Annotated in this window: 24 protein-coding genes and 2 tRNA genes; 19 read left to right on the top strand and 7 right to left on the bottom strand. The window is 72.8% G+C overall.

Translation table 11 applies throughout. The features are described 5' to 3' along the window. Positions 1-9 precede the first annotated feature (9 nt). The gene (locus EQG70_RS12105) at positions 10-891 is read right to left on the bottom strand and encodes an SGNH/GDSL hydrolase family protein (protein ID WP_017833822.1); all 882 of its coding nucleotides are present in this window, start codon (positions 889-891) and stop codon (positions 10-12) included. 81 nt (positions 892-972) lie between these two features. On the opposite strand from EQG70_RS12105, the gene EQG70_RS12100 reads away from it, so the two are divergent. Further along, positions 973-1,659 carry an alpha/beta hydrolase gene (locus EQG70_RS12100; protein ID WP_109268694.1) on the top strand — a complete coding sequence of 229 codons (687 nt, stop codon included), beginning with the start codon at positions 973-975 and terminating at the stop codon, positions 1,657-1,659. Here EQG70_RS12100 and EQG70_RS12095 read toward each other — a convergent pair. Further along, positions 1,643-1,885, bottom strand: coding sequence for an RNA-binding S4 domain-containing protein (locus tag EQG70_RS12095; protein ID WP_035926391.1), 243 nt, complete (start codon positions 1,883-1,885; stop codon positions 1,643-1,645). The genes EQG70_RS12100 and EQG70_RS12095 overlap by 17 nt on opposite strands. Before the next feature lie 196 nt (positions 1,886-2,081). Between EQG70_RS12095 and EQG70_RS12090 the strand changes: the two genes are divergently transcribed. Together EQG70_RS12090 and EQG70_RS12085 are read left to right on the top strand one after the other, a co-directional pair. After that, entirely contained in the window at positions 2,082-3,464 is a 1,383-nt protein-coding gene (locus EQG70_RS12090) for a glycine--tRNA ligase (protein WP_017833819.1), read from the top strand. Next, the gene (locus EQG70_RS12085; RefSeq protein WP_109268695.1) at positions 3,464-4,444 is read left to right on the top strand and encodes a GNAT family N-acetyltransferase; all 981 of its coding nucleotides are present in this window, start codon (positions 3,464-3,466) and stop codon (positions 4,442-4,444) included. Before EQG70_RS12090 ends, EQG70_RS12085 begins: the two co-directional genes overlap by 1 nt. 99 nt (positions 4,445-4,543) lie before the next feature. Here EQG70_RS12085 and EQG70_RS12080 read toward each other — a convergent pair whose 3' ends face one another. Next, entirely contained in the window at positions 4,544-5,818 is a 1,275-nt protein-coding gene (locus tag EQG70_RS12080; RefSeq protein WP_109268696.1) for an FAD-dependent monooxygenase, read from the bottom strand. 34 nt (positions 5,819-5,852) lie between these two features. Continuing rightward, on the bottom strand, positions 5,853-7,160 hold the full coding sequence (locus tag EQG70_RS12075; RefSeq protein ID WP_241975692.1) for an MFS transporter: 1,308 nt from the start codon (positions 7,158-7,160) through the stop codon (positions 5,853-5,855). Positions 7,161-7,318: 158 nt separating this feature from the next. Here EQG70_RS12075 and EQG70_RS12070 point away from each other — a divergent pair, with 158 nt between their 5' ends. From EQG70_RS12070 to EQG70_RS12030, 9 genes are all read left to right on the top strand, one after another. Further along, positions 7,319-8,122, top strand: coding sequence for an IclR family transcriptional regulator (locus EQG70_RS12070; protein WP_031283171.1), 804 nt, complete (start codon positions 7,319-7,321; stop codon positions 8,120-8,122). 143 nt (positions 8,123-8,265) lie between these two features. Next, positions 8,266-9,366, top strand: a complete 1,101-nt coding sequence (locus tag EQG70_RS12065) for a cupin domain-containing protein (protein WP_095651358.1) — start codon at positions 8,266-8,268, stop codon at positions 9,364-9,366. Positions 9,367-9,482: 116 nt separating this feature from the next. Then, positions 9,483-10,310 (top strand): fumarylacetoacetate hydrolase family protein, encoded by an 828-nt coding sequence (locus tag EQG70_RS12060; protein ID WP_095651359.1) that lies wholly within the window; start codon positions 9,483-9,485, stop codon positions 10,308-10,310. 24 nt (positions 10,311-10,334) lie between these two features. After that, the gene (locus EQG70_RS12055) at positions 10,335-11,075 is read left to right on the top strand and encodes a maleylpyruvate isomerase family mycothiol-dependent enzyme (protein WP_109268697.1); all 741 of its coding nucleotides are present in this window, start codon (positions 10,335-10,337) and stop codon (positions 11,073-11,075) included. A 79-nt stretch (positions 11,076-11,154) separates the two neighbouring features. Beyond that, positions 11,155-12,333, top strand: coding sequence for a tRNA dihydrouridine synthase DusB (dusB, locus tag EQG70_RS12050; RefSeq protein ID WP_017834110.1), 1,179 nt, complete (start codon positions 11,155-11,157; stop codon positions 12,331-12,333). A 30-nt stretch (positions 12,334-12,363) separates the two neighbouring features. Then, positions 12,364-13,695 carry a deoxyguanosinetriphosphate triphosphohydrolase gene (locus tag EQG70_RS12045; protein WP_017834111.1) on the top strand — a complete coding sequence of 444 codons (1,332 nt, stop codon included), beginning with the start codon at positions 12,364-12,366 and terminating at the stop codon, positions 13,693-13,695. Between the two features lie 115 nt (positions 13,696-13,810). Then, positions 13,811-15,139, top strand: a complete 1,329-nt coding sequence (locus EQG70_RS12040; protein WP_208746202.1) for an MFS transporter — start codon at positions 13,811-13,813, stop codon at positions 15,137-15,139. Between the two features lie 105 nt (positions 15,140-15,244). Beyond that, positions 15,245-17,125: a DNA primase gene (gene dnaG / locus EQG70_RS12035; RefSeq protein WP_095651361.1), complete on the top strand. Its 1,881-nt coding sequence runs from the start codon at positions 15,245-15,247 to the stop codon at positions 17,123-17,125. Between the two features lie 79 nt (positions 17,126-17,204). Beyond that, positions 17,205-17,277 (top strand) — tRNA-Asn (locus EQG70_RS12030). A 345-nt stretch (positions 17,278-17,622) separates the two neighbouring features. Here the strand turns inward: EQG70_RS12030 and EQG70_RS12025 are convergent. Together EQG70_RS12025 and EQG70_RS12020 are read right to left on the bottom strand one after the other, a co-directional pair. After that, entirely contained in the window at positions 17,623-18,342 is a 720-nt protein-coding gene (locus EQG70_RS12025) for a hypothetical protein (protein WP_095651362.1), read from the bottom strand. Positions 18,343-18,647: 305 nt separating this feature from the next. Next, a complete protein-coding gene (locus EQG70_RS12020; RefSeq protein ID WP_138976474.1) occupies positions 18,648-18,911 on the bottom strand; it encodes a hypothetical protein in 264 nt (87 codons plus the stop codon). Positions 18,912-19,327: 416 nt separating this feature from the next. On the opposite strand from EQG70_RS12020, the gene EQG70_RS12015 reads away from it, so the two are divergent. From EQG70_RS12015 to EQG70_RS11985, 7 genes are all read left to right on the top strand, one after another. Beyond that, entirely contained in the window at positions 19,328-20,497 is a 1,170-nt protein-coding gene (locus EQG70_RS12015; RefSeq protein ID WP_241975694.1) for a heparan-alpha-glucosaminide N-acetyltransferase domain-containing protein, read from the top strand. A gap of 129 nt (positions 20,498-20,626) precedes the next feature. After that, positions 20,627-21,013 carry a hypothetical protein gene (locus tag EQG70_RS12010; RefSeq protein ID WP_109222377.1) on the top strand — a complete coding sequence of 129 codons (387 nt, stop codon included), beginning with the start codon at positions 20,627-20,629 and terminating at the stop codon, positions 21,011-21,013. Between the two features lie 173 nt (positions 21,014-21,186). After that, positions 21,187-22,044 carry a phage holin family protein gene (locus tag EQG70_RS12005; protein ID WP_017834120.1) on the top strand — a complete coding sequence of 286 codons (858 nt, stop codon included), beginning with the start codon at positions 21,187-21,189 and terminating at the stop codon, positions 22,042-22,044. 166 nt (positions 22,045-22,210) lie between these two features. Beyond that, a complete protein-coding gene (locus tag EQG70_RS12000) occupies positions 22,211-23,206 on the top strand; it encodes a DMT family transporter (RefSeq protein ID WP_035926345.1) in 996 nt (331 codons plus the stop codon). Further along, positions 23,203-24,498, top strand: coding sequence for a glycosyltransferase (locus tag EQG70_RS11995; RefSeq protein WP_109268700.1), 1,296 nt, complete (start codon positions 23,203-23,205; stop codon positions 24,496-24,498). Before EQG70_RS12000 ends, EQG70_RS11995 begins: the two co-directional genes overlap by 4 nt. 33 nt (positions 24,499-24,531) lie before the next feature. Continuing rightward, positions 24,532-24,605: transfer RNA gene (locus EQG70_RS11990), tRNA-Ile, on the top strand. 139 nt (positions 24,606-24,744) lie between these two features. Next, positions 24,745-24,993, top strand: coding sequence for a hypothetical protein (locus EQG70_RS11985; RefSeq protein ID WP_017834127.1), 249 nt, complete (start codon positions 24,745-24,747; stop codon positions 24,991-24,993). Here the strand turns inward: EQG70_RS11985 and EQG70_RS11980 are convergent. Next, positions 24,975-25,553 (bottom strand): M23 family metallopeptidase, encoded by a 579-nt coding sequence (locus EQG70_RS11980; RefSeq protein ID WP_109222381.1) that lies wholly within the window; start codon positions 25,551-25,553, stop codon positions 24,975-24,977. The genes EQG70_RS11985 and EQG70_RS11980 overlap by 19 nt on opposite strands. Positions 25,554-25,959: the final 406 nt, after the last annotated feature.

The raw sequence follows: 25,959 nt of genomic DNA, 5'->3' as shown, positions 1-25,959 counted from the left end.
CCCGCTCGCTCAGCCGTCCGCGGCACCCCGGTCGTCGCCGGGGCCCGCCCCGGGTCCCTCGCCGGGCGCGACGCCGCCCCCGGGCACGGTGGGGGTGCCGAAGTGCGGCCGCTTCGGCCGGACCTGCGCCCCGGAGCTGGTGCGCCGGATCCGGCGGGCCACCCACGGGCGCAGATAGCGGTGGGCCCAGACGAGGTCCTCGCCGCGGGCCTGCCGCCAGGACGAGGGCGGGCGGTCGGGCACCACCTCGGGCACGAGGCCGTGCGCGAGGCCCAGGGTGTCCAGGGCCTCGACCGCGATCCGGTGGTGGCCCAGGGGCGAGAAGTGCAGCCGGTCGGGGTCCCACATCGCCGGGTCCGCGAGCTCCCGCAGCCCCCACAGGTCCACCAGCACGGCGTCGTGCCGGGACGCGACCACGCGCACGTTCTCGTTGTAGACCGCGATCCGGCCCCGGATCCCGCGCAGCACGGGCGTGGCGCCGATGTCCGGGCCGCCGACCAGCACGACCGTCGCCCCGTTCGCCGCGAGCCGGCCCACGACGTCGTCCATCTCCTCGGCGATCGCGTCCGGGTCCCCGCCGGGGCGCAGCATGTCGTTGCCGCCCGCGCAGACCGTCACGAGGTCCGGGGTCAGCTCCAGGGCCGGTGCCACCTGCTCGTCGACGATCTGGCGGAAGAGCCGGCCGCGGATCGCGAGATTGGCGTAGGACAGGCCGGGGGCGAGGCGGTTCAGCTCCTCGGCGACCCGGTCCGCCCAGCCGCGGTGCCCGCCGGGGGAGCCGGGGTCCGGGTCCCCGATGCCCTCCGTGAACGAGTCGCCGATCGCCACCATGCGGCGCCACGGGTGGACGGGAGGTGCGGTGTCCGGGGGCCCCGGCGTCGTCTCGGTCATGCCTCCCGGTCTACCACCGGGCCCGGCGGGCGTCCACGCGCCCGCGCCGCGGGCCCCGGGACCGGGTGGCACACTGGTGCCATGACCGACGCCACCGTCCCGACCGGGACCGCCACCCCCTTCGCCGTGTGGAGCAGGGACGCCGACGCCCGCCCCGGCACCCCGCTGCTCGTGCTCCTGCACGGCTACGGCTCGCACGAGCAGGACCTCATGGGTCTCGTCCCGGCCCTGCCAGGCGAGTTCAGCGTGGCGTCCGTGCGCGCTCCCCAGCCCGCCGGGTTCGGCTACCAGTGGTTCCCGCTCGCCGCGGACCTCAGCTTCTCCCTCGACCGGGTGGCCGAGGCCGTGGAGCCCGTCGCGGCGTGGCTGCGGGAGCTGGCCGCGGACCACCCCAGCACCACGCTGCTGGGGTTCTCGCAGGGCATGGCCATGGCCACGTCCCTCGCCCGGCACATGCCGGGCGAGATCGCCGCCGTGGTGGGGCTCTCCGGCTTCGTGGTCCCCGGCGAGCACCCCCTGTTCGCCGACGAGCAGCTGCGGGAGCGGCCGCTGCGGATGTTCTGGGGCCGTGACCCGCAGGACCCGGTCATCCCGCAGGAGCTCGTCGACTCCACCGCCGAGTGGGCGCTGGAGCACGCCGACGTCATGAAGGTGCACTACACCGGGGTCGGCCACGGGATCAGCCCGCAGGAGGTGGGGCACGTGCGCGAGTACCTCACCCAGGTGGTGCTGGGGGACCCGGACCGCCCGGTCAGCCGCCCGCGGTGATCCGCACCGAGGCGCCCCCGGCGGAGACGACGTCCCCCGGGTGCAGCTGCCGGCCGCGCCGCGTCTCGACCTCGCCGTTGACCGAGACCTGACCGTCCTCCACCAGGCCCCGGGCGTGCGCCCCGTCCTCGGCGAGGTTCGCCAGCTTGAGCGCCTGGCCCAGCCGGATCATGTCGTCGCGGATGGGCAGTTCGTCGGGGCCGCCGGGCTGCTGGGGAGTCGTCATGCCCCCATTGTCCCAGGTCCCGTCCGGTCGGCGGGCACGGCGGGAATTGGCTACCCTGGGACGAGGACGTCGCCCGCGGCGTCCTCGTTCGTGACGGCCGACGACGGCCGGTCCCCGCCCGGCGCACCGCCGGGCCACACCACCCACCACGCGCGTCCGCAGCCGGCGGTCGGGCGAGACCCTGGAGGAATCCCACATGGCCCCCAAGTCCACGCTGGACAACGTCATCTCGCTGGCCAAGCGCCGCGGTTTCGTGTTCCAGGCGGGTGAGATCTACGGCGGTTCCCGCTCCGCCTGGGACTACGGGCCCCTCGGCGCGGAGCTCAAGGAGAACATCAAGCACGAGTGGTGGCAGACCTTCGTGCGCGGGCGCGAGGACATGGTGGGCCTCGACTCCTCGATCATCCTCCCGAAGGCCGTGTGGGAGGCCTCGGGTCACGTGGCGACCTTCACGGACCCGCTCGTGGAGTGCACCTCCTGCCACAAGCGCGCCCGCCAGGACCACCTGGTCGAGGCCTTCGAGGAGAAGAAGGGCCGCGCCCCCGAGAACGGCATGGCCGAGATCCCCTGCCCCAACTGCGGGACCAAGGGCCAGTGGACCGATCCGCAGCAGTTCTCCGGGCTGCTCAAGACGTTCCTCGGCCCGGTCGACAACCAGGAGGGCCTGCACTACCTGCGGCCCGAGACCGCCCAGGGCATCTTCGTGAACTTCAACAACGTGGTCACCGCCGCCCGGAAGAAGCCGCCGTTCGGCATCGGGCAGATCGGCAAGGCGTTCCGCAACGAGATCACCCCGGGCAACTTCATCTTCCGCACGCGCGAGTTCGAGCAGATGGAGATCGAGTACTTCACCCACCCGTCCGAGGCCGGACACTTCTTCGACGAGTGGGTCGAGGCGTGCTGGAACTGGTTCACGGACCTGGGCATCGACCCGGACCACATGCGCCGCTACGACGTCCCCGAGGACGACCGGGCGCACTACTCCGCCGGCACCATCGACATCGAGTACCGGTTCGGCTTCCAGGGCAACCCGTGGGGCGAGCTCATGGGCGTGGCCAACCGGACCGACTACGACCTCGGCGTGCACAACGAGCACTCCAACACGGACCTCAGCTACTTCGACCAGCAGACCAACGAGCGCTACGTCCCGTACGTGATCGAGCCGTCCTTCGGCCTGACCCGGTCGATGATGGCCTTCCTCGTGGACGCGTACACCGAGGACGAGGCGCCCAACTCGAAGGGCGGGGTGGACAAGCGCACGGTCCTCAAGCTGGACCCGCGCCTGGCCCCGGTCAAGGCCGCGGTGCTGCCGCTGTCCCGCAACGAGGACCTCTCGCCGAAGGCCAAGGACCTGGCCGCCGAGCTGCGCCGGAACTGGAACATCGACTTCGACGACTCGGGGGCGATCGGGCGCCGCTACCGCCGCCAGGACGAGATCGGCACCCCGTTCTGCATCACGGTGGACTTCGACACCCTCGAGGACCAGGCCGTGACCATCCGCGAGCGGGACGCGATGACCCAGGAGCGCGTGGCCCTCGACCAGGTGAAGTCCTACCTCGCCGGGAAGCTCGTCCGCTGATGAGCGGCGCGCTGACCGGCTCCGGGCTGCGGCCCTGGCGGGACGGGGACGACCTGCGGCTGCTCGAGGTGTGGCCCGACCCGGAGACGCCCCCGGCCGCCGCCTTCCGGGCGACCCTGCGCCCCGACGACGACGCCCCGTGGTCCCGCACGGTCGTGGCGGAGGACTCCGGCGTGCCGGTCGCCGCCGGCACGGTCTACGAGTCGGCGCTGCACCCCTCGAGGCTGTGGGCCTACGTGGAGGTCGCCCCCGACCGCCGCGGCGAAGGGCTCGGGCGGGCCCTGCTGGAGCGGCTGCGCACCGAGGCGGCGGGCTCGCCCTCGGGCGTGCAGGCCCTGCGCACGAAGGCGGCGCCCGGCTCGGCCGGCGAGCGCTTTGCCCGGGCCGCCGGCCTGGACCCCGTCCAGGACTCGCGCGTGGTCCGGGTGGCGGCCGGGGCCCTGCCCCTCCAGCCGCTGCGGGAGCACCCCGACGGGACACCGGCGCAGGCCGTCGAGGACCTGGCCACCGGCTCGGTCGAGCTGACCCGGGCGCTGTGGGCGTTCTACCGGGCCGTGCACGCCTGGGACGAGCCGGCGGACCTGTCCGTGGGACGGGTCAACCAGCTGTTCCTCTCCGACGCCGCGCACGCCTTCGGGGCGCTCGTGCTGCGCAACGGCGTGGGCCCGGGGGAGCGGGGCAGGATCTCCGCGTTCGCCGTGAGCTACCGGCCCGTCGAGCTCGACGCCGCCCCCGGCGCCCCCGCCCCTGAGGACGGGCCGGACGAGCCCGCCCACGTCGTGCTCGGCTGGACGCCGGGGGACGCCGCGGCAGGTCCCGCGCTCGAGCAGCTGCTCGCGCTGCTGGCCCACCACCACCCCGTGCAGTTCCAGGTGGACGGGTCGATGGAGCCGCTGACCGCCGTCGTCGACAACCTCCTGGCGGCCGGCGCCGCCACGGTCGTGGAGACCTCCGTCGTCCTCGCGGAGGCCGGGGACTGAGCGCACGGGCCGAGCACCGGCCCGCGGGAGGCCCCGGCACCTCGAGGTGCCGGGGCCTCCCGCGTGCCGGCGCCGGGTCCGGCCGGCGCGGGGACGGGCTCAGCCGGCCGTGCTCGCGTCGACGCGCCGGACCTCGGCCCGGTCGCCGGCCTCGGCGCCGGTGTAGTCCTGCTCCCCGTAGAGCCAGTCGGTGTAGTCCCAGATGCCGTGCCGGTCCGCGGACTTCCACAGCATGTTGCGCACGGTCCGCTCGACCGGGCCGGTGAGGTGCCAGGACTCGCCCCACACCCGCGCCGTCGTCTGGATCCGCGCGGTGCGCGGCTGGCGGACGGCGTTGTACTCCCGGAACACGGCGTTCCACCGGGAGGCGTCGTGGTGCTCCGGGTCCGCGAACACGGACCGCGCGGCGATGGCCTCCAGGGCGGCGGCGTCCTCGAGGGCCTGGCAGGCGCCCTGGGCGAGGTACTGCAGCATCGGGTGCGCGGCGTCGCCGGCCAGGGCGATGTTGCCGTCCACCCAGTTCTCGATCGGCACGCGGTCGAACATGGGCCAGCGCTGCACGTGGCTGAGGTTGTCGAGCGCCGCCCGGACCTCCGGCACGCAGTCCCGGTAGGCCTCGCGCAGCTCGGCGTCGCCCTCGTAGACGAGCTGACCGGCGGCGAAGGACGGCGAGCGGTAGACGGCCACGGTGTTGAACAGCTCTCCCTGGCGCAGCGGGTACTGCACGAGGTGGCACTCGGGGCCCATCCACACGACCACGGCCTCCATGTCCCCGGCGTGGGTGATCTGCGAGATCGGCAGCGCGCCGCGGTAGGCCACGTACTCGGAGCCGACGGGCTGGTCGTCGGAGAGCTGCGCGCGGACCACGGACCTGATCCCGTCCGCGGCGACGATCGCGTCCGCCTCGAAGACCCGGCCGTCGTCCGCGGTCGCCCGGGCCACGGCGCGCCCGTCGACCTCCACGTTCTCGGTCTTCGCCACCCGGACGTTGTTGTGCAGGTTCACGCCGAGCTCGGCGCACTCCTCCATGAGCAGGCGGTGCAGGTCCGAGCGGTGGGCCACGATGTAGGGGGCGCCGTAGCGCTCGTAGTACTCGCCGGTGACGTCCTCCCGCAGCAGCTCCTCGCCCGTGAGGGCGTCGCGGAAGACGATGTACCGGGGGGCCACGCCGGTCTCGACGGCCCGGTCGAGCACCCCCCACTCGCGCAGCAGGCGGGTGGCGTTGGGTGACATCTGCAGGCCGGCGCCGACCTCCCCGAACTCGGGGGCCTGCTCCACGAGCTCGACCTCCGCGCCGAGCCGGCGCAGGGCGAGGGCGTTGCCGAAGCCGCCGATGCCGCCTCCGATGACGAGGACCTTGGTGTGCTGTGCCATGGTGGTGATTCCTTTCGAGCTGTGCTGGACGGTGTCAGGCGACCGGCTGGGTCCGTACGACCCGGGGCGCCTGGCGGGCCTTGGTGATGACGGGCAGGAGGGCGAACTGCAGGACCGTGGCGACGGCCGCCGCACCCGCGAAGAGGAGGAACACGGGGTGGACGCCGTCGGCGGGGTCGGCGTAGGCGCCGAGCACGAGCCCCGCCGTCTGCGGGGCGAGGACGGCGCCGATGCGCCCCACGCCCAGGGCCCAGCCGAGCGCGGTGCCGCGGAGGCTGTCCGGGTAGTACAGGGTGATGGCGCCGATGATCAGGGACTGCGTGCCGTGCGTGCCGACACCGGCGAGCACGAGCATCAGGTAGATCAGCCAGACCGGCTCGTCGCCGACGACCATGATCACGAGCAGCCCGGCCGCGGCGGCGCCCGAGGCGACGGCGCCGGTGAGCACCGGACCGAACCGGTCCCCGGCCCAGGCCGTGAGCACGGAGCCCAGCACCGCGCCGAGATTGAGGACGAGCGCGAACGTCAGGGCCCCGCCGATCTGCGCGCCCTGCAGCCGCATGAGGTTCGGCAGCTCGGTGCCCAGCCCGTACCAGGCGAAGAGGGTCGCGAGGGTGGCGGCGGCGAACAGGATGCTCATGGTCAGGTGGGGCGGGCGGAGCAGGGACCCGAAGCCGGGCCCGTGCATCTGCGCGGCGGCCGCGGCGGCCCGCTGCTCCGGGCCGGGGTCGGCGGGGATCACCTTCAGGGCCACGGGCACGAGCACGACGAGGGCCAGGACGGGGAAGACGAACATCCACCGCCAGCCCTCCCAGCCGAGCCAGTCCGCCGGGATCACGGGGATGCCGGTCAGGGCGGCGAGCGAGCCGCCGATCGGCACGCCGGACATCATGAGCGTGGCCATGGCCGAGCGCCACCGGGGCGGGATGAAGTCCGCGGCGAGGGCGTTGGCCGAGGGCACGAGACCGCCCAGGCCGAGCCCCGCCACGAGGCGCAGCAGCGCGAAGACCCACTCGTCGGGGGCCACGGCGCACGCCACGGTCGCCAGGGAGAACACCACCGTGCACCAGACGACCGTCTTCTTCCGGCCCAGCCCGTCGGAGAGCCGCCCGGCGAAGACCGCCCCGATCATCATGCCGAGGAACGCCGAGGAGCCCACCGTGCCGGCGGTCGCCTGGGACATCCCCCACTCCTCCATGAGGGAGGGCTTGACCGTGCCGAAGACGATGAGGTCGTAGCCGTCGAAGACGATGAGCAGCCAGCAGACCAGCACGGCGATCCATCGGGCGCGCCGGCCCACCGGGGCGGGCGGGGCGGCGGCGGCAAGAGCCGTTGCGGACATCGGGACTCCGTTTCACAGGTGAGGGGCGCCACCGGCGTGCGGCGCGTCACACCAGGATGTGCCCGTGACCGGCACGCCCCGAAACTTATTCTGCTGGATGGAACAAACGGTGTGTCGTGGATCTCCATCGGGGTGCGGCGGGCGCCTAGACTGGGCCCGTGCAGAACCAGGACCTGGAGCGGAAGCCGGCCTACTCCCTGCAGTCCGTGGACAACGTCCTGCGCCTGCTCCAGATGCTGCGCGACTCCGGCGGGGTGCGGCTCAAGGACGTGGCGCAGGAGCTGGGCGTCGCCCCCTCCACCGCGCACCGCCTCCTGTCGATGCTCGTCTACCGCGGCTTCGCCGTCCAGGACGACTCCCGCCGCTACCTCGCGGGGCCGGGGCTCGGCGTCTCGGTCCCCGAGTCCGGCTCGCACAGCCGGCTGCGCGCTCTCGTGCAGCCCTACCTGGAGCTGCTCAGCGAACGGACCCACGAGACCACGAACCTCATGGTCAGGGTCGGCACCACGGTCCGCTTCCTCAGCTCCGTGGAGGGGGCGGGGCTGCTCAAGGTCGGCGACCGGCGCGGCGCCGTCCTCCCGGCGGCCGCCACCTCCGCGGGCAAGCTCCTCCTGTCCTACCTCTCCGAGGAGGACCTCGCGCGGCTGTTCCGCACGGGCTCGGCCCGGACCGTGGGGGAGTACCTGGACGAGGCCGCCTTCGGCTCCTTCGTCCGGTCCCTGGCGATGATCCGCTCCGTGGGACTGGCCTTCAACCGCGAGGAGGCCGAGCGCGGCGTCTCCGCCGTGGCCTGCGCCGTGCGCGATCCCGAGGGGCGCCCCCTGGCCGCCCTGTCGGTGTCCGTGCCCGTGCAGCGGGCCGGCGTGATCGAGGACCGGGCGGTGATCCGGGCGCTGCGGGAGGTGTGCCGGGAGATCGAGGGCGAGATCGCCGCGGAGATCGAGTCCGGCCGGCCCCGGTGAAGCGGCCGTGGAGCACCGGAGGAAGTTTCCATCCAGCAGAATTCATTGCCGGTCCCGCCGGTGCCTGCTCTAGCGTGGCCAGTAACTCACATCACAGCGCAGGGTGGTCCGCCCCGCGACCCGCGAGCACCGAGGAGCTCACCATGAGTCACGACAACCAGATGACGGTCCCGGCCCCCACGCCTCAGGAGCAGGCCCAGCTCGACGCCCTCTACCAGGACTTCGAGTCGGGCCACATGGTCCCGCTGTGGACGGAGATCGGCAACCTCATGCCGGAGGCCCCGGCCTCGGCGGCCGTCCCGTTCGTGTGGGAGTGGAAGAACCTGCTGCCGCTGGCCGAGCGGGCCGGGGACCTGGTGCCCGTGGGCCGCGGCGGGGAGCGCAGGGCCATCGCGCTGGCGAACCCCGGTCTGGGCGGGCGCCCGTACGCCACCCCCACCCTGTGGTGCGCCATCCAGTACCTCGGCGGCCACGAGGTGGCGCCCGAGCACCGGCACTCCCAGAACGCCTTCCGCTTCGTGGTCGAGGGCGAGGGCGTGTGGACCGTGGTCAACGGCGACCCGGTGCGGATGTCCCGCGGGGACTTCCTGCTCACCCCGGGCTGGAACTTCCACGGCCACCACAACGAGCTCGATGCGCCCATGGCGTGGATCGACGGCCTCGACATCCCGTTCGTGCACTACACCGACACCGCGTTCTTCGAGTTCGGCATCGACCGGGTGACCGACGAGTCCACCCCGGAGTTCTCCCGCGGCGAGCGGCTGTGGTGCCACCCGGGCCTGCGGCCCCTGTCGGGTCTGGGCAACACCGTGTCCTCCCCGATCGGGGCCTACCGGTGGGAGCACACCGACCGGGCGCTCACCGAGCAGCTGGCGATCGAGGACGAGGGCTACCCCGCCACCGTGGAGCAGGGCCACGCCGCCGTGCGCTTCGTGAACCCCACCACCGGCGGGGACGTCATGCCCACCATCCGGGCCGAGTTCCACCGCTTCCGCCCCGGCACCGAGACCCGCACGACGCGGGAGGTCGGCTCCAGCGTCTACCAGGTCTTCGAGGGCCGCGGCCGGTTCGTGCTCGACGGCGAGGTCCGGGTCGTGGAGAAGGGCGACCTGGTGGTCGTCCCGTCCTGGACGGCCTGGCAGATCCAGGCCGAGACCGGGTTCGACCTGTTCAAGTTCGGCGACCAGCCGATCGTCGAGAAGCTGAACTTCAACCGCACCTTCGTGGAGGGCGAGGAGAAGTAGCACCGCACCTCCGGCGCGCGGAGCGGACCGCCCCGCGCGCCGGACCACGTCCGTGGCGCCCCGCCGGGCGCCGCCGCACACCGACCCCCACATCCCGACCCAGGAGACACTGACCGATGAAGCTTGCAACCCTGCGCACCAACGGGACCACCACGGCCGCCCGCCTCGACGGCGAGGTGTTCACCGAGATCGAGGGCTGCCCCGACCTCGGCGCCCTGCTCGCGGAGGAGAACTGGCAGCAGATCGCCGCCGACGCCTCCGGGCCGACGCACCCGGCCGCCGGCGCCGAGCTCGAGACGATCGTCGCCGACCCCGGCAAGGTCCTGTGCGTGGGGCTCAACTACAAGAGCCACATCCAGGAGATGGGCCGCGACCTGCCGTCCTACCCCACGATCTTCGCCAAGTTCACCGAGACCCTCACCGGCCCGAACGACGACATCGAGGCCGTCGCCGAGGACCCCCAGCTGGACTGGGAGGGCGAGCTCGTCGTCGTCGTCGGCAAGCGCGCGTACAAGGTGGACGAGGCCGACGCCGGTCAGTACATCGCCGGGTACGCCGCCGCCAACGACATCTCCATGCGCGAGTGGCAGTTCCGCACCAAGGAGTGGTTGCAGGGCAAGATCTGGGCGAAGTCCACCCCGGTGGGCCCCGTCATGGTCACCGCCGACGAGTTCGACCCGAAGCAGGCCGTCCTGCACACCCGGGTCAACGGCGAGACCATGCAGGAGCACTCGATCGGGGACCTGCTGTTCACCCCGGAGCACCTCGTGGCCTACTTCTCCACGATGCTGCCGCTGAACCCCGGGGACATCATCCTCACCGGCACCCCCGGCGGGGTGGGCCGGGCCCGCAACCCGCAGGTCTTCCTGAAGTCCGGCGACGTGGTGGAGGTCGAGATCGACGGTCTGGGCGTGCTCACCAACAAGATCGTCGACCCCGCCTGAGCGCGGGCACGAGAGGAGTCAGCCATGGTCGCCCGTCAGGACCTCACCACCGACGAGGACCTCAAGGCCCAGCTGCTGCTGGTGCGCCGCGGCACGGCGTTCTGGTCCCGCAAGGTCAACGAGCTCACGGACGACGAGCTCGACGGACCCTCACTGCTGCCCGGCTGGTCCCGCCGGCACGTCATCGCCCACGTCGGCTACAACGCCCGCGCCCTGACCCGGCTCGTGCAGTGGGCCAACACCGGGGTGGAGACCCCGATGTACTCCTCCCCTCAGGCCCGCAACCAGGAGATCGCCTACGGGGCGACCCTGCCGGCCCGGGCGCTGCGCCACCTCAACGACCACGCCTCGGTGTCCCTGAACGTCGAGTGGCGGGACACCCCGGAGGCGGCGTGGAGCCACGAGGTGCGGACCGCCCAGGGCAGGACCGTGCCGGCCACGGAGACCGTCTGGATGCGCAACCGCGAGGTCTGGATCCACGCGGTCGACCTCGACAACGGGCCCCGCTTCTCGGACGTCCCGGCCGAGGTCCTGACCCGGCTGCTGAAGGACGTGACCGGCAACTGGGCGGGACAGGACAAGGACCCCGGGCTGCGGATCCAGGTCTGTGACGCCCCGGAGCTCGGTGAGCTCGGGGCCGGCGCCGGCCAGGACGCGGGGATCCTGGTGCGCGGGGACCTGGCCGCGGTCGCGCAGTGGGCCTCCGGGCGCGGCGGGGCCCGCCTCGAGGTCGGCGCCGACGTGGCGAACCCGCGCTGGATCTGACCCGCGCCGGCCGGCGCAGGGCCCCGGGGAGCACCCCGGGGCCCTGCGCCGCTGCCGTCCGTGAGAGAATTCCCCGGTGATGGACACCCGTACCGAGAACCACCCCGCCCGGCTCGACCTGCCGCCGCTGCACCTGGGCGCGCTCACGATCGACGTCCCTGTGGTGCTGGCGCCGATGGCCGGGGTCACCAACAAGGCGTTCCGCCGGCTGTGCCGCGAGTACGGCGGCGGCCTGTACGTCACCGAGATGGTCACGGCCCGCGCCCTCGTGGAACGCCGGCCCGAGTCGATGCGGATCATCGACCACGACCCGGACGAGACGCCCCGCTCCATCCAGATCTACGGCGTGGACGCCGTCCACGTCGGGCAGGCCGTGCGGATGGTCGTCGAGGAGGACCGGGCCGACCACATCGACCTGAACTTCGGCTGCCCCGTCCCCAAGGTCACCAAGCGCGGCGGCGGCTCCGCCCTGCCCTGGAAGACCGACCTGTTCACCGCGATCGTGCGCACCGCCGTCCAGGAGGCCTCCCGCGGGAACGTCCCCGTGACGGTCAAGATGCGCAAGGGCATCGACGACGGCCACCTCACCTTTCTCGAGGCCGGCCGGATCGCCCGCGACAGCGGCGTCGCGGCCGTGGCCCTGCACGGGCGCACCCTCGAGCAGCACTACTCGGGGACCGCGGACTGGGACGCCATCGCGCAGCTGCGCGAGGCCCTGCCGGACGTGCCCGTGCTCGGCAACGGGGACATCTGGAGCGCCGAGGACGCCGTGCGCATGGTCGAGCAGACCGGCGTGGACGGCGTGGTCGTCGGCCGCGGCTGCCAGGGCCGGCCCTGGCTCTTCGGGGACCTGCAGGCCGCCTTCGAGGGCCGCCCCGACCGCTTCCGCCCCGGGGTGGACCAGGTCGCCCGCACGATCTACCGCCACGCCGAGCTGCTCGTGGAGATGTTCGGCGACGAGGCCAAGGGGCTGCGCGACATCCGCAAGCACGTCGCCTGGTACTTCAAGGGCTACCCGGTGGGCGGTGAGCTGCGCGCCAGGATGGCCCAGGTGCCGGATCTCGCGACCCTGCGCGAGCTGCTGGACGAGCTCGACCTGTCCCTCGGCTACCCGGGCGAGGCGGTCGAGGGCCCGCGCGGCCGCGCCGGCTCCCCGAAGAAGCCGCACCTGCCGGACGGCTGGCTGGGCTCCCGCGAGCTGGGGGACGCCGAGCGGCTGGGGCTGGTCGCGGCGGAGCTCGACGTCTCCGGCGGCTGAGCCGTCCCCACCACACGGAAAGGACCGGGCATGCCCCACACGTCCATCGAGATCGACCGCACCGGCGCGCCCGCCCCGGGCTACGAGGCCCGCGACGTCGCGCGCTGGGTGGCGGAGGACCACCACAACAAGTACCGCTCCGACTTCGAGCGGGACCGCGCCCGGATCCTGCACTCCTCGGGGCTGCGGCGGCTGGCGGCCAAGACCCAGGTCGTCTCCCCGGACACCGACGACTTCGTGCGCAACCGCCTGACCCACTCTCTCGAGGTCGCCCAGATCGGCCGGGAGCTGGGCCGGATGCTCGGCTGCGACCCCGACGTCGTCGACGCCGCCTGCCTCTCCCACGACCTCGGGCACCCGCCGTTCGGGCACAACGGGGAAGCGGCCCTGCACCGGCTGACCCAGCACATCGGCGGCTTCGAGGGCAACGCGCAGACCCTGCGCCTGCTGACCCGGCTCGAGCCCAAGGTGCTCGACGACGACGGGCGGCCCGCGGGCCTGAACCTCACCCGCGCCGTGCTGGACGCCGTGTGCAAGTACCCCTGGGAGGCCCACGAGGCGCCGCTGCGCCCGGACGGGACCAGGTCCCCGAAGTTCGGGGTCTACACGGACGATCTGCCGGTGTTCGCGTGGTTGCGCGACGGCGCCCCGGCGCGCACCAAGTGCCTCGAGGCCCAGGTCATGGATCTCTCGGACGACATCTCCTACTCCGTGCACGACGTCGAGGACGCGATCGCCTCCGGGCTCGTGCAGCTGGGCTGGCTCGCCGACACCACCCAGCGGGACCGGGTGCTCGAGCTCACCCGGCGCTGGTACCTGCCCGAGGCCGCGCCGGAGTCCCTCGACGCCGCCCTGACCCGCCTCGAGGACTCGTCCCTGTGGGTCCGGGAGATGGACGGGTCCCGCAAGGACCTCGCCCGGCTGAAGAACATGACGAGCCAGCTCATCGGCCGCTTCGCGATGTCCGCGGTCGGCGCCACCCGGGACATCTACGGCGAGGACCCGCTGACCCGCTACGACGCCCAGCTCGTGGTGCCGGAGGGGACCACGGAGGAGATCGGCGTGCTCAAGGGCATCGCCACGACCTACGTCATCACGGTGCGCGACGCCCAGCCGATCTACGACAACCAGCAGGAGGTGCTCTCGATCCTGGTGGGGGCGCTGATGGACTCCGACGGCCGTTTCCTCTCGCCCGCCTTCACCGCCGACTGGCACGACCTCGGCGACGGGCCGGGCACGGAGGCCGCCCGCCTGCGCCTCGTGGTGGACCAGATCGCGTCCCTCACCGACCTGTCCGCCGTGTCCCTGCACGACCGGATCCGCGGCACCCACTGGCGGGTGGGGGACAAGCCGCTCTGGTGAGCCGTCCCACCGGAGCGGCGGCCGATCCCGTTCAATGACTGTGCGCTGGGTCGCACGCGGCGCCGCTCCCTAGACTCGGCGCGTTTGTGCTCCTCCTCACAAAGGTCTGATCGTCATGGAAAACTCCACCGGACCCGCCCCGCAGGCCGCGTCCCCCTCCTCCCCGGGCGCCCGGCCCGTCCTCCGCTCCCGGGCGTGGGTGGCGCCGCTGTGCTGGATCGCGGTGCTGCTGGACGGCTTCGACGCCGTGGTCCTGGGCGCGGTGCTGCCGTCCATGCTCGAGAACAACGAGCTCGGGATGACCACCGCGCAGGGCACCGCCGTGGCCACCGTCGGCCTCGTGGGCATGATGATCGGCGCGCTGACCATGGGCTACCTCACCGACCGGCTCGGCCGCCGCAAGATGCTCATCGGCGCCGTGGTCATGTTCTCCCTGCTGACCTTCGCCGCGGCGTTCTCCCCGAGCGTGTTCGTCTTCGGCCTCCTGCGCTTCCTCGCCGGCCTGGGCCTCGGCGGCTGCCTGCCCACCGCCATCGCGATGGTCACCGAGTTCGCCCGCCTCGGCCGGGGCTCCGACGCCACGACCCTGGTGATGACCGGCTACCACGTGGGCGCGGTGCTCACCGCGGCGCTCGCCATCGTCGTCGTCGTCCAGTTCGGCTGGCAGGAGATGTTCGTCCTGGGCTCCCTGCCGGCGCTCGTCCTCGTGCCTCTCATGCTCGTGTTCCTCCCCGAGTCCCCCTCGTTCCTCGCGTCCAAGGGGCGGATGGCCGAGGCCCGCGCCGTGGCCGAGCACTACGGCGTGCACCTCGAGCACCACACCGCCGAGGAGCAGGCCGAGAAGGTCGGCGCCACCATGCTGCTCTCCACCGGCTGGCGCCGGAACTCGATCGCCATCTGGGTCGCCTCCTTCATGGGCCTGCTGCTCGTCTACGGGCTCAACACCTGGCTGCCGCAGATCATGCGGGCGGCCGACTACGACCTCGGCAACTCCCTCGGCTTCCTGCTGATCCTCAACGTGGGCGCCATCGCGGGGCTGGCGGTCGCCGGCCGGGTGGCCGACCGGATCACCCCGCGCGCAGCCGGCATCATCTGGTTCCTCGGCTCGGCCGCGCTGCTCGCGGCCCTGGCGATCAAGCTGCCGCTGCTCGGGATCTACGCCATGGTCTTCGTCACCGGCTGCTTCGTGTTCTCCTCCCAGGTGCTCGTCTACGCGTTCACCGCCGCCAACCACCCGCCGCGCGTGCGCGCCACGGCGCTGGGCATGTCCGCCGGGGTCGGCCGGCTCGGGGCGATCTCGGGCCCGATCATCGGGGGCACCCTGCTGACCGCGGGCCTGGCCTACCCGTGGGGCTTCTTCGCCTTCGCCGCGGTGGGCGCCCTGGGCGGCCTCGCCCTGACCGGTACCCGGACCCGGCAGGACTTGCGGGAAAGCTCCCGCTGAGCCGCTGACGGATCCCGCTCCACGGGCCGCCCCGGGCCGCACGGCGATCCACCGCGCGGCCCGGGGCGGCCCTCCGCCGTCCGGCCGCGCGCCTAGACTGGCGGTGTGGCAGGACTGATCAGACGCGAGGACATCGACGAGGTGCGGGCGCGCACCGACATCAAGGAGATCGTCGACGGCTACGTCACCCTCAAGAGCGCCGGCATCGGCTCCTGGAAGGGGCTCTGCCCGTTCCACGACGAGCGCACCCCGTCCTTCCACGTGCGGCCGCAGATGGGCACCTACCACTGCTTCGGCTGCGACGAGTCCGGGGACGTCATCTCCTTCCTCATGACGATGGACCACACCACCTTCTCCGAGACCGTGGAGAAGCTCGCGGCCCGGGTGGGCTACGAGCTGCACTACGAGCAGGGCTCCGGGCCGAACAAGGAGGAGGTCGGCCGCCGCCAGCGCCTGCTGGACGCGCACAAGGTCGCCGCGGAGTTCTTCCAGCGCAACCTCTACACCCGCCAGGCCGCCCCCGCCCAGCAGTTCCTGGGCGAGCGGGGCTTCGACGGCGAGGCGGCCCGGCGCTACGGCGTGGGCTACGCGCCCCGCGGCTGGGACCACCTCCTCAAGCACCTGCGGGAGCGCGGCTTCACGGACCAGGAGCTCAAGCTCACCGGGATGTTCTCCGAGGGCAACCGCGGGCTCTACGACCGGTTCCGCGGCCGGCTCGTCTGGCCCATCCGCGCGGTCGCCGGCGAGGTCATCGGCTTCGGCGCCCGCAAGCTCCACGACGACGACCAGGGCCCGAAGTACCTCAACACCCCCGAGACCGCCCTGTACAAGAAGTCCCAGGTGCTCTACGGCATCGACCTCGCGAAGCGGGAGATCGCCAGGCAGCGGCGCCTCGTCGTCGTCGAGGGCTACACCGACGTCATGGCCTGCCACCTCGCGGGCGTGACCACGGCGGTGGCCACGTGCGGCACCGCCTTCGGGGCCGAGCACATCAAGATCGTCCGGCGGTTCCTCTCCGACGACGGCGGCGGGGGAGAGGTCGTCTTCACCTTCGACGGCGACGCCGCCGGGCAGAAGGCCGCCCTGCGCGCGTTCGAGGAGGACCAGAAGTTCGTGGCGCAGACCTACGTGGCGGTCGAGCCCCACGGCATGGACCCCTGCGACCTCCGGCTCGCCCGCGGGGACGCCGCCGTGGCCGAGCTCGTGGAGAACCGCCGCCCCCTGTTCGAGTTCGCGATCCGGGCGACGCTGAAGAACTTTGACCTGGACACCATCGAGGGCCGCATCCGGGCGATGCGCGCCTGTGCGCCCATCGTGGCGCGGATCCGCGACCGCTCCCTGCGCCCCGCCTACGCGCGGCAGCTCGCGGGCTGGCTCGGGCTCGAGCCGGCGGAGGTCCAGCGGGCCGTCGACGCCGCGGGCCGCGCCCAGCGGGAGGAGGCCCCCGCGCCGCACCGGCCGGCGGAGCCGGAGGCGTCCGGGCCGGCCCCGGTCGAGCTGCCCGACCCGCGCGAGCCCGTGGCCCGGATGGAGCGCGAGGCCCTCGAGACCGTCATCCAGTGCCCGGACCTGATGCTCGCGCGGCACTGGGAGGAGTTCGGGCTCAGCGACTTCCGCTACCCCGTGCACGGGGCCGTGCACGACGCCGTGCTCGCCGCGCGCGCCGAGCTGCTCGGCGACGGCTCCGCCGTGCCGAGCGGGCAGGCCTGGGTGGACGGGGTGCGCGGACACCTGCCCGAGCCGCTGCACGGCTACCTCGCCGAGCTCGCCGTGACCCCGCTGCCGGCCACCACGCAGCAGCAGCTGGAGCGCTACACCGCGGACATCCTCAACCGCCTCTTCGAGCTGCAGATCAACCGGCGGAAGTCGGACCGGCTGGCGGAGCTCCAGCGCACGGATCCCACCGGGCAGCGCGAGCGCTACCAGGAGCTCCAGCGGGAGCTGCTGGAGCTGGAGATGCAGCGGCGCGGCCTCCGCCAGGACTGACGCCACCGGGCGGAACCGGATTTGTCGAAGCCCGGCGGGAACGGTAAAGTGATGGCTCGTTGCACGTCCGCGTGCACGGTCCCCCGTAGCTCAATTGGCAGAGCATTCGACTGTTAATCGAAGGGTTACTGGTTCGAGTCCAGTCGGGGGAGCAACACAGGAGGCCCTCACCGGCGGAAACGCCGGTGAGGGCCTCCGTCGTCCCCGACGACGGCTGCATCCTGGGGACACCGGGACCTGGTCTCAGGACCCGGTCCGTCGTTGCTCACTCGTGTGTGAGTGGTTCACAGTGCCTGCACGACGACGAGGACGCAGTCGTGGATGGTCGATGACCGCCTGTGGGAACTGATCGCCCCGGTGCTTCAGGAGCAGGGCGAAGGAATCGGTCCTCCAGGGCGGTGGCCGCCTCCTTGGGGGCGAGTGAGGGTCATCAGGGAGTCCTCTGGTGTCGGGCGGCCGCGCGCGGGTCAGGAGACCATGTGTGCTGACAGCCCGTCTCAGCCGCGCCCCTCGCGCCTTTCGCGCTCGGCCCGGCGCCGAGCCATCAGGGCGTGCTTCATGTGGCGTATCGCCTCTGCTTGCGCATCGTCGGTGAACGCTTCGGCGAGCTCGGTACTGGCCCCGACCAGGGTGATGATGTTGAACAGGTCGGCAGTGCGCTCCGCCAGCAGGCCCAGGGCCTCCAGGGAGAAGCTGCTCAGATCTGCGCAGTCCAGCAACGCCTCCTGCGGCGGCAGGTCCCGGCCGGTGAACGGCGCCAGCAGCGCGGTGACCTGCTCGGGCTCCAGCAGCCTACCCGGCATGGTGATCGTGACCGGGAGGAGGGAGTCGGGGCCCGGCTTCAGATGGGTGAGAGCCATCTTGATCATCTCGCCGAGCACCTCGATGAGCTGGTCGGCCGTCAGGGAGCTGGACAGCGGGTCGCCGACGATCTTGCCGCGGGAGGACTCCAGCTTCGGGAACCCGGAGGGCCGGTGGTCATGGACGCTCGGGGTCTGGGTGCCGGTGGGCCACACTCGGAAACGGGCGAGGTCGCCCCGGTAGGTGAAGACGAAGGGGCGACCGGACAGCACGCCGGTGGCCGTGAGCGGGATGTCACTGAAGCGGTGCAGCGCCCCGTCCTCGTCACGGCGGAACTGCAGTCCCGGATGGCGGGATTCCAGGGCGGCGGCGACCTCTGCGTCCGCGTCGTGCTCGACAGGGGGCTCGTGCTCCACGGGGGTCTCCTCGGGGTCTGACCCGGATACGGTAGCCCCGGGTCATGATCCATTTGTACGGACTGGCCCTGTGGTGATGCTGAGACAGCCCTATGGTTTCTCCAGCGCATTCGCCGCCGGTATCACTCCCGGCCGGTCGGTGACCGCCTAGGAGTGCTACCCACTGCCTCCAGTGCGCGTACTCGGCGGCGAGCTCGCGGGCTGCGGCCCGGACCTGCTCGTCCGTGGCGTTCAGGGGCACCTCGACGGTGTCGCACCCACGACGCGGCCAACCTCATGGCCGTGACGCCCCGGCGCGTCGCGCGTCAGCCGGTGACGCTGATCCGCACCCCGTCGGAGGGCGCGGGCACGTCGAAGACGGCCGTGTAGTTGAGGACGGCGGTCCAGACCGCCACCCGCACATCGCTCTCCGACATGTCGGGCGGGTGGTGGGACACGGTCACGGACCACTCCTGGCCGTCGAACAGCATCTCGACGGAGGTGACGGTGACGCCGCGGGCGGCGAGCGCGCCGACGACGCCGGCCCGGACGAGGGACTCGGCGGGATGGGCCCGGGGGATGGCGGTCATGGTGGTCGTCCTTCCGGCGGGAGCTCGGATCAAGCTCCCTTCCATTGACTCGCATCCGATCGCGAAAGTAATGCCCGCTCTTTGCCCGACAGGGCGGAAGCGGCGGGAAACGGGCTGTCGGTCCCGCTCCGAGCCGCACGCATGTCTTATGGAATCCTTATGTTCTTCCTAGCCAGGACGGAAGTCCGTGGCGCACCCTGGGTCCAGGGCGGTCCCGGGCGAGTCGAGATCCTGGACGCACCGGACGGGATCCTCCGTGCGGCTTCCGGACGGGGCCCGACATTTCGGGAGGAATCATGCGTCGGTCGGCCAGGACAGCCGGACCCGCCGCGAACCGGGGCCGGAGCGCCGCGGGGAAGCCGTCAAGGCGTCTGACCGGCGTCGACGCGGCCCGCGGTCTGGCGCTCATCGGTCTCATGTCCGTCCACGTCCTGCCGTCCTCCGACGACGAGACCGGCGAGCCGACCTGGTCGCAGATCCTCTTCTCCGGGGACTCGGCGGCGCTGTTCGCGCTGCTGGCGGGCGTGGGACTCGCCCTGTCCACCGGTGGACCCCGCCCGCACGGTGGCCGGGAGCTGGGCGCGGACCGTGTGGCGCTCGTGGTGCGGGCGGTGCTGATCGCGGTGCTGGGACTGGCCATCGGATCCCTGCTGGCCGACGACCTGCCGGCGGACAACATCCTCATCTACTACGGCGTGTTCTTCCTCCTGGCCGTGCCCTTCCTGCGCGCGGGCCCGAAGCCGCTGTTCGGCTCGGCGGCGGTCTTCCTGCTCGTGGCTCCGGTGCTCATGCAGTCGCTGCGCGACGCACTGCCCGAGCCCGTCGCCGACAACCCCGCGTTCGGGGAGCTGCTGACGGAGCCGGGGGCGACGGCGGCCCAGCTGCTGCTGACCGGCACCTATCCGGCGCTCGCCTACCTGACCTACCTGCTGACCGGCATGGGGCTCGGCCGGCTCGATCTGCGGAGGAGGGCGACCCAGCTGCGCCTCCTGGCGGTCGGCCTGGGTCTGTCGGTCTGCGCGCAGGCGGCCTCGTACGTCCTGCTCCACGGCCTCGGCGGCTACGAACGGCTGCTGGCCTCCTCGTCGGGGGACGCGAGGCAACTGGACGAGATCCTGATCTGGGGCGAGGACTGGCTGCCCACCGACACCTGGTGGTCGCTCGCCGTCGACGCGCCGCACACCAACACCCCCCTGGCCATCGCGGTCAGCCTCGGCACGGGCATGGCCGTCCTGGGCGCCTTCCTGCTGATCTCCCGCGTGGTCGGCGCCTGGCTGCTGCCGCTGTCGGCGATGGGCTCGATGACCCTGACCCTGTACACCGCGCACCTGGTCGTCCTGTCGTTCGAGGTCCACGAGGACCGGCCCCACCTGTGGCTCGCCGTCCAGCTCGTGTCGGCGGTCCTGTTCGCCGTGACGTGGCAGCGGACCATGGGGCAGGGGCCGCTGGAGCGGGCGCTCGGCGCCGTCACGAAGGGCGCGCGGCGCCGGTCCCTCGTCGCGTCCTCCGGCCCCCGGGGCGTCGAGGAGCCCGGCACCGGCGGGAGCCGACCGCCGGGCGAACCGGACAGTAGTTCCGATCCGTGACCGTACCGCGTCCGGAACGTCACCGTTTGCTATTGAGTGCCTTGTCAGAAGCGAATTAGGCTGATCTCACCTTATTCACCAAGGGGGAACACAGTGAAAACTCTGGAAAAGCTGGTAGCGAGTGTCGCCGTGGCGGGACTGCTGATCGGGGGAGCAGGTCCGGCGCTCGCTGACGGCAAGGACGATCGCAAGGGCGACGACAAGGGGCACAGCAAGAAGGACGAGCGCAAGAACGGCGAGGTCGACGTCGTCGTCAAGTACAAGCACCGCGGCGACTGGAAGACGAAGCGCTACGAGGACAAGAGCCTCGAGAAGGCCGCGTCCATCGCCAAGGAGAAGTGCCACGGGGGCGACTGGCGCGAGTACTACAGGGACGCCCGCCAGGTCGACCGCACCGGCAAGTCGGACAAGGTCTGCCAGAAGAAGTACGTGAGGGTGTACTTCGAGCAGGACGAGGACCGGCACTGGGACAAGGACAAGGGCGACAAGGGCAAGGGCCGGGACGGGAAGAAGTAGCACCGGACCCGACTCCGACGCACCGACGGGAGGGCCCGTCCGGGGAACCGGACGGGCCCTCCCGCACGTCCCGGCAGGCTGAGCCGCGACCCCGTGCGCGCCCGCCGGCGGCGTCCCCGATGGTAGCTTGGTGCTCAGTCCACGTACTTTTCTCATCATCAACGGAGGCGGGCATGAGTCATTCGGTAGGCCCCAGCACGGGCGGAGCGTCGGGAGCGGGGTCGGAGCACTCCGATCCCGGATCGGCGTCGATCCTCGATGTCGTCAAGGTCTTCGCCAGGCTGCTGCCCAAGCAGCTCAAGGACGAGGCGCAGCTCGCCAAGCTCGAGCTCACGGAGAAGGCGAAGACGCTGGGCAAGGGCGCGGCCTTCGTCGTCGTCGGCCTCGTGTTCCTGCTGCTCGCCACGATCGCCCTGGTCGGCGCGGCGATCGCGGGTCTGTCGCAGATCATGCCGGCCTGGCTGGCCGCCCTGCTGCTCGCCGTGCTGTTCCTGATCATCCTGGCCGTCGCGGCGCTCATCGGGGTGTCCACCATCAAGAAGGCCCTTCCGCTCGTGCCGCGCAAGGCGCTCTTCGGGGTCAAGTACGACCTCGGCGTGGTCAAGGAGGGCTCCGCCTACACCGAGAGCCGTGTCCAGCGCGAGGAGCAGCTGGCCCGCGAGCGCAAGGAGCAGGAGAAGCGGGAGGCCGCGCAGGACCCGGCCCAGCAGAAGCCCCCGGCGCCCACCGAGGAGCAGCTGCGGCACCGGCTCAAGCTGCGCCGCGAGCACCTCAAGACGCTGCGCGACGACGTGCAGGGCCGTGCGGAGACCATCCAGTCCACCACCAAGGGGTTCGTGGACCGCACCAGCCGCACCGTGAAGACCACCCCGAAGGACGTGAAGGGCCTGCTCGCCCAGGGCGGCGCGAAGTCCCGCTCGACCTCCGGCTCGTCCGCCGGGTCCGGCCTCGGCGAGCGGTGGCAGCCGCTCACGGTGCTGGCCGTTGCGGGGAGCGCGTTCGTCGTCTTCCTCCGCAAGCTGTTCCGGTGACGTCGCCGTCCATGGGTTCCCCGTGGACGAGCGCACCGGTCGAGGGCCCGGAAGCCACAGGCTTCCGGGCCTTCCCCGTGCGTTCACCGGGTGTCCACGCGCCCCGGGCCGGACGGGCGGGCCGGCTCGATAGACTCCCGGGCGTGACGACAGATCGGTGGATGCCATGAGCCAGTGGTTGGCGGTCGCCCTGGCGCTGCTCTCGGCCGTGTGCCTGGCCGTCGGGACGCAGCAGCAGGGCAGTGCCGTGGCGGACGTCGCGAAGGGACGGCTGCGCCTGCGCAGCATCGCGGTCCTGCTGCGCCGTCCCCGCTGGCTGCTGGGTCTCACCCTGCTGGGCCTCGGCACCGGCCTCAACGTCACCGCCCTGGGACTCGCCACCGTGACGGTGGTCCAGCCGATCGGCGTGGTGGCCCTGGTGATCACCACATTGCTGCACGCACGGCACCGCCGGCTGCGGATCAACCGGCGCACCTGGACGGCGATCGGACTGTGCACCGCGGGCGGGGCGGTCTTCGTGACGTGCGCCGTGGCGGCGACCGACCCCGCCCGGGGCATCTCGCGGTGGGCCGAGCACACCGTGGTGGTCATGCTCGTGGTGCTGATCTGCGTCCTGGGGGTCTCCGCGGCGATGTTCGGCCGCAGCCTGGGCGGGACGTTCTACGTGGTGGGCGCCGGCATCCTCTACGGATTCGTGGCGGTGCTCGTGCGGCTGACCCTGATCCGCATCCAGGGCAGCGCCGGGACGCCCCTGGACGACGTCAACTGGCTGGCCGCGGGCACCGCCGTCGTCGCCGCCGTGCTGGGCGGGTGGTTCGTGCAGACGGCCTTCGCGTCGGGTCCGCCGGACCTCGTGATCGCGGGGCTGACCGTGATCGACCCCATGGTGGGCGTCCTCCTGGGGCTGCTGGTGCTGGGCGAGGCGGTGCCGGGCTTCTCCGTCCCGGTCGGGATGCTGATGGCCGCGGCAGGCGGCGTTGCTATAGTCGGGGTCGCCGTGCTCTCGCAGCACCACCCGGAGGTGCTCGAGCGCCGGGCCGAACGCGCACGGCAGGACCGGGCGCAGCCCCCCTCGGGCTCCGCCGCACGGCGCCCCGCAGCATCCGACCGCCCCACGGCATCCGACCGCCCCGCACACGACCGACCGGGAAGACACGCTTGAGCGCCCACACCCCCTCCGCCGCACGCCCCCTGACCGTCCTCCTGGGCGCCGAGACCTACCCCCCGGACGTCAACGGGGCCGCGCAGTTCGGGCACCGTCTGGCCCGGGGCCTGCACGAGCAGGGCCACCGGGTGCACGTCCTGTGCGCACGGCCGGGCCCCGGGCCGTCGTACCGGGCCGAGGACGACGGCGTGGTCGAGCACCGGCTCCGCTCCCACCGGGCCTTCACCCACCCGTACTTCCGCCTGTGCTTCCCGTGGCAGGTGGCCGGGGAGATCCGCCGCGTGCTGGACGAGGTGCGCCCCGACGTCGTGCACGTCCAGTGCCACTACATCCTCGGCCGGATGCTGGTGCGGGAGGCCCGGCGGCGGGGCATCCGCACCGTGGCCACCAACCACTTCGTCCCCGAGAACCTGGAGCCGTTCCTGCCGTTCCCGGCATGGGTTCTGAACCGCTACCGCGCGGTGTCTTGGCGGGACATGGTGCGGGTGTTCGGCGCCTGCGACGTGGTGACCGCACCGACCCCGCTCGCGGTGGAGGCCATGCGCCGCAACGGCTTCCCCGACACGGTGCTCGCCGTGTCCAACGGGATCCGGATCGCCGACTACGAGGCCCACGACGGCGAGCGGCGGCAGCCGGCCGCGCACCCGACCGTCCTGTTCACCGGCCGGCTCGCGGTGGAGAAGAACGTGGACGTGCTCATCGAGGCGATCTCCGTGCTGCCCGCCGAGCTCGACGCCCACCTGGAGATCGTGGGCGACGGCGAGCAGCGGCCCGCGCTCGAGAAGCTGGCGCGGACCCTGGGGGTCGCCCACCGGGTCCGTTTCCTGGGCTACGTCCCGGACGAGGGCCTGCGCGCGGCCTACCTGCGGGCCGACGTGTTCTGCCAGCCGGGCACGGCCGAGCTCCAGTCGCTGGTCACCCTGGAGGCGATGGCGGCGTCCCGGCCCGTGGTCCTGGCCGACGCACGGGCCCTGCCGCACCTGGCCGAGGACGGCGTCAACGGCTGGCTCTTCGCCCCCGGCGACGCCCAGGACCTGGCGCGCAAGCTCGCCCTCGTCCTGGGCGCCCCGCGCGAGGAGCGCGCCCGGATGGGCCGGGAGAGCCGCCGCAAGGTCGCGCAGCACAGCTTCCCGCGGACCCTGGAGACGTTCCTGCGGCTCTACCGCGGCGAGCACCCGGAGTCCGTGCGCACTCCTGCTCCGGGAGCGCGCGAGCACCAGGAGTCGGCGCGCGCCCCCGCCGCGGGCCCGCGACGGATCCGGACCAGGCTGGCCTCGCTCGTGCGGTAACGTGGTGCTGCGCCGCCGGGCCCGTCCCGGCGCGGGGCCGTAGCTCAGCTGGTCAGAGCAGAGGACTCATAATCCTTCGGTCGTGGGTTCAAGCCCCACCGGCCCTACCCGACACCCCTTCCACCGCGCGTCCCCCGGTGGGAGGGGTGCTTCCGTCCGCACGTCCCGTCCACCGGGTGCGCGTCCCCTGCGGATGTGGTGCACTGGTGGTCCGATCCGCGCACCACCCACCGAGAGGACGCCGAGATGAGCCGACGCACGCCGTGGAGCCTCCTGTCCGTCGCCGCCCTGGCGCTCGCCGCACTGACCGGCTGCGACACTTCCACCGAGGACGTAGAGGAGGGCGCTGACCAGGTCCAGCAGGAGGTCGAGGAGGGTGCCGACCAGGTCCAGCAGGAGGTCGAGGAGGGCGCCGGCCAGGTCGAGGAGGGTGCCGACCAGGTCCAGCAGGAGGTCGAGGAGGGCGTCGACGACGCTCAGGACGACGAGGGCTGAGCGGCCGCGCGCAGCCGCTCGGGCACGGGGAGCAGCACCGACGGCTCGAGCGCGCCGACGAACTGCAGCGGGTTGACGTAGTCGCCGTCCCGGCGCACGCCCCAGTGCAGACAGGTCCCCGGGCCGCAGTGGTCCCGGCCGCGCAGCACGCCCACGACCTGGCCGCGGTGCACCCGGTCCCCGGGGACCAGGGACGACTCGACGGGCTCGAAGCTCGAGCGCAGACCCCCGCCGTGGTCGAGCGTGAGCACCGGGCGGTCCACCACGAACCCCACGAAGGCCACCGTTCCCGCGGCCGGGGCGCGCACGGCGGCGCCCGGGCCCGCGTCCAGGTCCACGCCCCGGTGGCCCCGCGCCCACCGCTGGGCGGGCGGAACCCACTCGCCCACCACGGCCGGCCGCGGCGACAGGGGCCACGCCCACCCCTGGGCCGCCGAACCGGGGGAGGGGAGCAGCACCCCCAGCACGAGCACGATCGCGAGCCCCACCACGCCGGCCGGCCCGGTCCGGGCACGGGGCCGGTGCAGGAGACGGAGGAGCGGGGAGGGTCCGGTGGGCATGTCCCGACTGTCCGCCACCGGGGCCGGGCGGAGGGCCGCCCGGCCCCGTGCTGTGGACGGTCCCGGGGCCCCTCCGGCAGCCCCCGGCCGGGTGCAGGGCGGACGAGGCCCTTGTAGTACACTCGATCCCGCAGTGTGCTCTGAGGCGCCCCTCGTGGCGCGCCCTCGCGCCCACCCGGACCCGGCCGCGACGCCGGAGCCGACGGCGCGGTGGCGAGCAGCTGACTTCGCGCGCAGCGCCGCCGGGACCTCCCGTCCCGGTCCGGCCGCCCCGGTCCGCGTTCCCCGTCCCGGCGGGGTGCGGCACGGCGGCCGGGAGACGGACCCGCAGGGTCCGCCCACCGCTGCACCAGGGGCTCGTCCGCCGGACGCAGCCGAGAACCGAACCCGCGGGCCGGGCGTCGTC

This window comes from Kocuria rosea (assembly GCF_006094695.1).
In the GTDB taxonomy this organism is placed as follows: domain Bacteria; phylum Actinomycetota; class Actinomycetes; order Actinomycetales; family Micrococcaceae; genus Kocuria; species Kocuria rosea.
The sequence above is the reverse complement of the archived record's forward strand: the minus strand, read 5'-3'. Positions and strand labels throughout refer to the sequence as shown.

Bases quoted from the DNA above. Each gene is read 5' to 3' on its own strand.
- EQG70_RS12105 (WP_017833822.1), bottom strand. From the start codon at position 891: ATGACCGAGACGACGCCGGGGCCCCCGGACACCGCACCTCCCGTCCAC.
- EQG70_RS12100 (WP_109268694.1), top strand. From the start codon at position 973: ATGACCGACGCCACCGTCCCGACCGGGACCGCCACCCCCTTCGCCGTG.
- EQG70_RS12095 (WP_035926391.1), bottom strand. From the start codon at position 1,885: ATGACGACTCCCCAGCAGCCCGGCGGCCCCGACGAACTGCCCATCCGC.
- EQG70_RS12090 (WP_017833819.1), top strand. From the start codon at position 2,082: ATGGCCCCCAAGTCCACGCTGGACAACGTCATCTCGCTGGCCAAGCGC.
- EQG70_RS12085 (WP_109268695.1), top strand. From the start codon at position 3,464: ATGAGCGGCGCGCTGACCGGCTCCGGGCTGCGGCCCTGGCGGGACGGG.
- EQG70_RS12080 (WP_109268696.1), bottom strand. From the start codon at position 5,818: ATGGCACAGCACACCAAGGTCCTCGTCATCGGAGGCGGCATCGGCGGC.
- EQG70_RS12075 (WP_241975692.1), bottom strand. From the start codon at position 7,160: ATGTCCGCAACGGCTCTTGCCGCCGCCGCCCCGCCCGCCCCGGTGGGC.
- EQG70_RS12065 (WP_095651358.1), top strand. From the start codon at position 8,266: ATGAGTCACGACAACCAGATGACGGTCCCGGCCCCCACGCCTCAGGAG.
- EQG70_RS12060 (WP_095651359.1), top strand. From the start codon at position 9,483: ATGAAGCTTGCAACCCTGCGCACCAACGGGACCACCACGGCCGCCCGC.
- EQG70_RS12055 (WP_109268697.1), top strand. From the start codon at position 10,335: ATGGTCGCCCGTCAGGACCTCACCACCGACGAGGACCTCAAGGCCCAG.
- dusB (WP_017834110.1), top strand. From the start codon at position 11,155: ATGGACACCCGTACCGAGAACCACCCCGCCCGGCTCGACCTGCCGCCG.
- EQG70_RS12045 (WP_017834111.1), top strand. From the start codon at position 12,364: ATGCCCCACACGTCCATCGAGATCGACCGCACCGGCGCGCCCGCCCCG.
- EQG70_RS12040 (WP_208746202.1), top strand. From the start codon at position 13,811: ATGGAAAACTCCACCGGACCCGCCCCGCAGGCCGCGTCCCCCTCCTCC.
- EQG70_RS12020 (WP_138976474.1), bottom strand. From the start codon at position 18,911: ATGACCGCCATCCCCCGGGCCCATCCCGCCGAGTCCCTCGTCCGGGCC.
- EQG70_RS12015 (WP_241975694.1), top strand. From the start codon at position 19,328: ATGTCCGTCCACGTCCTGCCGTCCTCCGACGACGAGACCGGCGAGCCG.
- EQG70_RS12005 (WP_017834120.1), top strand. From the start codon at position 21,187: ATGAGTCATTCGGTAGGCCCCAGCACGGGCGGAGCGTCGGGAGCGGGG.
- EQG70_RS12000 (WP_035926345.1), top strand. From the start codon at position 22,211: ATGAGCCAGTGGTTGGCGGTCGCCCTGGCGCTGCTCTCGGCCGTGTGC.
- EQG70_RS11985 (WP_017834127.1), top strand. From the start codon at position 24,745: ATGAGCCGACGCACGCCGTGGAGCCTCCTGTCCGTCGCCGCCCTGGCG.
- EQG70_RS11980 (WP_109222381.1), bottom strand. From the start codon at position 25,553: ATGCCCACCGGACCCTCCCCGCTCCTCCGTCTCCTGCACCGGCCCCGT.